The sequence below is a fragment of the Gordonia cholesterolivorans genome, assembly GCF_039531975.1.
Taxonomy (GTDB): domain Bacteria; phylum Actinomycetota; class Actinomycetes; order Mycobacteriales; family Mycobacteriaceae; genus Gordonia; species Gordonia sihwensis.
Genome location: NZ_BAAARB010000045.1, coordinates 1 through 4,786 on the forward strand (window position 1 = coordinate 1; position 4,786 = coordinate 4,786).

Here is a 4,786-nt window from a genome sequence, read left to right on the forward strand (position 1 = left end):
GAACACCTCCCGGCTCCACGAAGCTCTCGGCTACCGCACCCCGGCGAACGTCGAAGCGACCTACACTCACACCACGACGACCGCGCCCGCGACCGTGTAACCACGGAACGAAACCCAGGGCGCTTCAAGTCGAGGGACGCATGACATTCCTGAGTCAACCCGTACGCTGCGATCGGCTGGTTTCGGGTCGCTCGGTGTTGGGCGTCGTAGGGGGTCTGGGGTTGCCAGCACGCCCAGATGATGCGCAGCCAGGACTGTCCGAGGGTGCGCAGGGCGTGCGGGTGTCGCTGCCCGCGGGCGCGGGCGTCGGCGTAGCGCTGTCGGGCCCAGGGGTCGGCGTGGCGGCTGTTGGGCCGAAGCACGCACAGTGGTTCGCTCTTGGCTACGAGCGCCAACGGTGTGTACCGCGACGCTCGTCTATGGCGAACCGCTGGCCCGAGAGGTTGCCAACCAGGATGAATAGCGGCTTGACTTCGCCCGCTATCAAGTGTCGACGACGGGTCCCACAAGACCCCTTCCTCTTCGCTTCGCTGGTCGGTTGCAAGCAGTGCGACCGAGGGGGTCACGTTCTTGTCGCGAGCTGAACCATGTGCACGGTCGAGACGGCCGCGAGCCCTAGGTACAGGGCGGGGAAGGCAAGGTTGTGCAGCACCCGGGCCCGCGCGTGCGCGGCGACGTCCCCGATGAAGAAGAGGACCAGCCCTGTGGCGGCATAACCACCGAATACTCTCGACACGGAAAGGAGCCGACGTGACCGAAGAAGCATCGTTGCGGTGGGACTCCCTGCCCGAGGGCCAGCGCCATCCGAAGAACCTCGCGATCCTTGTCGTCGAGCACCTGGCTTTGCCGGCCGACTATCCGTGCACGGTCACCGTCCTTCAGGACGTCGACTACCGAAATCCGGTTGTCTCCGTGCTGGTAGCGCTGCCGGATGGCCACGAGCGCACCGTTGAGATCCACGTTGATGACGATCCCGTCTCGCTGGCGGCGAGGATGCGGGTCGCGGCCGAAGTGCTCGTCGGCCGTCGTGCGGAGCTGTAGGCCTCGTCGGTCAGCGCAGCTCTTCGAGCGCGGTGAACAGTTCGACGAGCAACGGCTCAAGCCTCTTGATCGCCTCGGCGTCGTCGAGGTCGCCCCGGACCAGCATCTCGGCGTGCCTGCTCGTCGGCAGGGCCGAGACATCGTCCTGGGTATTGCAATGGATGATCAGCGGGTGCTCGAGGTCGCGGACGAAGCCAACGGTCCGCTCGAATGAGACTGCGCCGAGGTACATCCCCGGACGCTTCGTGATGACGCTGGCCCAGTCTTCCGGCGTGATCGAGTTCAGGGTGACGTTGTGGTCGTCCATGTCTCAGCCCTCCTCTCGTTTCCGAGAATCGTAGCCGTCAAGCAGCCGTCGGGTGTTGGCCTTGGACCGGAGCTGGTGACGAAGGCTACGTCCATGCTGGCTTAGGTCAACCACTGCGCCGCGACGGTGAGGTGGTCCTGCTTCGCGGGCTCGTGGACTCCACGATTCAGATCAGTCGCCCCGCGCACTTCAGCGTCGGTGAGGCCACGGGCCGCAGGTGCCACTCGTCGACGCCGCGGAGGACCTCGTGTGTCATTGAGATCGTCGAGTGGGCTGAACGCAGCTAGGACATCCGTGCTGAGAGCTCTTCGAAGAACTCTCCGACCATGGACTTGCTGGTCTCGCGGAATAGTTCGGCTCCGCCGAAGCGGTAGACCTCGTAGCCTGCCAGACGCAGCCGGCGGTCTTCGGCGACCATCTTGGCGTAGAGCTCTGGGCTGGCCTTCTCGTTGTGTGCGTAGTGGTGCTTGCCATCGACTTCGATGACCACGCGGCGGCGGTCGCTGAACAGCAGGAGGAAGTCCATCCGCTGGCGGGTTAGCGGCGACGTGCCGCTAGAGGCGCGCCGCGCGCGCTGGTGGTAGGGGTCGTAGTGGAGGTAGACCTGTGGAACCAGGGCCGGGATGTCGAAGGACTCCTTGTATCGGGTGGCGTAGGTATCGAAGACGACTCTCTCGGCATCGCTTTCGAGGCTGGCGCGTAAGCGGTCGTGGAGAGTGAGGGCGACTTGGCGGTCGGTAACGGCGTCGGCGAGCTGTTCCCGTTCGCGCCACCACGTGACGAGTCGTGAGAACCTGAGGCCTTCGGCTGGGATGGGGTCTTCGAGTACTAGGCAGTACTCGGCGTTCTCGACGATCTCGATGTCGTTGTTCATAGCGTCCCGGAGCACGATCTGCGGCTTGGGTCCGTTCGCGGCGAAGATGAGGTACTTCGTGGCTCCGTGTACTCCGCCGCCGGCGTCGTAGGTGGCGAGGAGCCCGGTCAGCTCGGTGAGGTACACGTCGGGGATGTCGAGTTCGGTCACGATACGGCGGGCGAGGCTCGCCATCTGAGGGACGCCCCACCCAGTGATGTATGCCGCGATGAGCGTGCGCTTCGATTCCGCTGTAGTCGGTGGTTCCGCCTGCTGCCAGTCGAGGTCCAGTTCATCGGCGAGGACGGTCTCGAGTGCGACGCGGGTGTAGTACATCAGTGCTTCTTCGATCGCGTGGCCGAGGGTGCGGACCGACACCTTCTGTGGCGGGATCGGCGCGTCGCCGACGTCGAGGTTGAACGGTGATGGCCCGAAGCTGGTGAAGAAGTCGCTCACACACCCCAGTGTCCTTGCTGCTGTTGCCGAGTGCGCGCGATTGGCGCTTGTTGTCGGACGCCCTCGCTACCGTGAGAGCGATTCGGTCGACGAGGGAGAACGCACATGTCTGACGCATCGATTGCGATTTCGCGACTTGGTGAGGGGGACTCGCGCGAGGCGCAGAGCGTTCGCGCCGTGACGTGGTTGCTTGCGCAGCCCGGAGGCTCTGTCATCGTCGTGACGCCGCGGAGAGCCGTAGAGAGCCCGATCCTGAAGCGGCTGATTGCTCGGCCGGAGGTGCGCCACGATGTCTGGCGCGGATTCCACGGTGCGCAGTTCGACGGTCACCGGGTGCTGTATGTGTGGCCTGACCGCGAACACCTGAACCACGTGTGGAACGTCGAGGCTGATGCGATCGCCGTCATCGAGTGGAGCACTGAGGAGACGGCCGAGTGGATCGATGACTTGAACCCTGTTCAGCTGCTTCCCGGGGAGGCGATCGAACCGTCATCGCATGATCGGGCGGGTCTCGAGCCGCTGCCGAATGGGGTGGACGAAATCCTCGAGTACGTCGCCGGCATGGCTGCCGGCTACTCCTCAGGGCTCAAATGGAACGAGGAGGACAAGCTGAAAGCCGACATGATGAACCGGCCAGAACGCTGGGTCCCCATCACCGTTGATCAGGTCCGCGCCAAATGTCGCGCGCTGGGCATGCGTGGGACCGATGTTGACACTATCGCCAGCTTCTTGCAGCGCCGCAAGGAAGGGCGTCGCTTCAACGTGAGTTCGTCGTATCGGACGTTCCACTTCAAGTAGCTACTCCACACCGCATCATTCATGGTGGAACGAGGTCGATCCCGGCAACCGGAACAGCGACATCGCGTCGTCCATGAGCACCTCGCGAATGACGATGCCGTGCGGCCCGACCAACGTCGAGGGGCAACGCCCGGCCGCTGCGGTGCTGGGCGACACTGCGGGCTGATCGGGACTGCACGATGCGCGAGGTCGAGGACCGACAATGGCTCGTCAGGTCGCCTCGACGGGTGATTCACGGGCGCATCGACGCCTGGGGATATTTCGGAGTTCGGCGATGCCGTTGATCATCGAGTCCTGCTGCTTCGCGGTGAGGAGCCGGCGGCGGGGAGGGGATCACAGAGCGGTCCGACAGCGCGCCGGTTAGCGCCCTGGCACGGTCGAGCAACGGGGGGTCAAGGGCAACGCTGATGACAGCGATTACGCTCCTCTCGGTCTCGTATTTCTACGGATTAAGGAATAGAGGATCGGGGTGGAGTCTGCACAAGGGCTTCAGAGCGCCACGCTACATCGACGGTACGAAGTTGACCAATGGCAACTAGTCCTCTTGGCTCGATACATCGTCAGACTTATTCTTACGTGGTCTCTCGCGTTTTTGCGTAATGTACATGTCCCCAGCTAGATATACGGAAACTTCTGCCTTCATGCTTGCCAGGGCTCTGCACGCTCGACGGAGGCTGATGCGTGAGAAGAGCGGAAGTGCATCAGACCTCAGGTCCGGCACCTTCTTCGTTACCACAACGTATTCGATCTTGAAGTCTTGGCGCTCAAGGGGGGCTAGATCGAAATCAGGGTTGCGGTGCTCGATGAGTTCTCTCAGAACCGCGCGGGATTCGGGTGCGGTGTTCAGTAGCTCTACAGACGTTGCGCCCTGGCTAAACAGGTGACTTAGATCAGCCGCTTTCACGCCAAGCTTGACGTGGGTGAGAACGAGTCGCTCATTCTCTACCCTGGCGACATCGCACGGCTCAACCTGAGTCTGACCTGATGGGCTTGTATCGGACCGATCCAGGAGTACGGATCCTGGCCAATGTGGAACCAGCTGTTTTTCGTTGTAATCGTACTCAGAATGTACGTTGCGGGCAGGTAGGACTGCATTCGTAAAGTGCGGGTCGAGGTCGGACCGCAATTTTGTTAAGTAGTTTGAGTCGACGCGGTACCAAGCACCGTCACTCAGGTGGAACTGATCGGAGGATTCTTCGAGAGAGGGCGGTGTCAACTCGTGGAAGCAACGTTGTCCTTCAGTAGGCGTTCGAAGACTTCCCGTGGAGTGTAGAAGCCCAGGCACTGCCGTGGCCGCTCGTTGAGCTCGCGGGCGATCGCTTCGAGGTACA

Annotated in this window: 6 protein-coding genes and 1 pseudogene; 2 read left to right on the forward strand and 5 right to left on the reverse strand. The window is 62.7% G+C overall.

Features of this window, described 5'->3' with window-relative positions; genetic code table 11:
* Nucleotides 1–562: 562 nt before the first annotated feature.
* On the reverse strand, nt 563–736 hold the full coding sequence (locus tag ABFX36_RS18755; RefSeq protein ID WP_428832070.1) for a DoxX family protein: 174 nt from the start codon (nt 734–736) through the stop codon (nt 563–565).
* A gap of 14 nt (nt 737–750) precedes the next feature.
* Between ABFX36_RS18755 and ABFX36_RS18760 the strand changes: the two genes are divergently transcribed.
* On the forward strand, nt 751–1,041 hold the full coding sequence (locus ABFX36_RS18760) for a hypothetical protein (RefSeq protein ID WP_346077788.1): 291 nt from the start codon (nt 751–753) through the stop codon (nt 1,039–1,041).
* Nucleotides 1,042–1,051: 10 nt separating this feature from the next.
* Here the strand turns inward: ABFX36_RS18760 and ABFX36_RS18765 are convergent, their stop codons facing one another.
* Together ABFX36_RS18765 and ABFX36_RS18770 are read right to left on the reverse strand one after the other, a co-directional pair.
* On the reverse strand, nt 1,052–1,348 hold the full coding sequence (locus ABFX36_RS18765; protein ID WP_346077790.1) for a hypothetical protein: 297 nt from the start codon (nt 1,346–1,348) through the stop codon (nt 1,052–1,054).
* A gap of 283 nt (nt 1,349–1,631) precedes the next feature.
* A complete protein-coding gene (locus ABFX36_RS18770) occupies nt 1,632–2,657 on the reverse strand; it encodes a hypothetical protein (RefSeq protein ID WP_346077792.1) in 1,026 nt (341 codons plus the stop codon).
* Between the two features lie 105 nt (nt 2,658–2,762).
* Between ABFX36_RS18770 and ABFX36_RS18775 the strand changes: the two genes are divergently transcribed.
* On the forward strand, nt 2,763–3,455 hold the full coding sequence (locus ABFX36_RS18775) for a hypothetical protein (protein ID WP_346077794.1): 693 nt from the start codon (nt 2,763–2,765) through the stop codon (nt 3,453–3,455).
* Nucleotides 3,456–3,990: 535 nt separating this feature from the next.
* Here ABFX36_RS18775 and ABFX36_RS19105 read toward each other — a convergent pair.
* Both ABFX36_RS19105 and ABFX36_RS19110 read right to left on the reverse strand, forming a co-directional pair.
* Nucleotides 3,991–4,671, reverse strand: a complete 681-nt coding sequence (locus ABFX36_RS19105) for a DUF6119 family protein (RefSeq protein ID WP_428832071.1) — start codon at nt 4,669–4,671, stop codon at nt 3,991–3,993.
* Nucleotides 4,668–4,786: pseudogene (locus tag ABFX36_RS19110) on the reverse strand (IS30 family transposase); the annotation flags it as partial. The pseudogene ABFX36_RS19110 and the gene ABFX36_RS19105, both read right to left, overlap by 4 nt.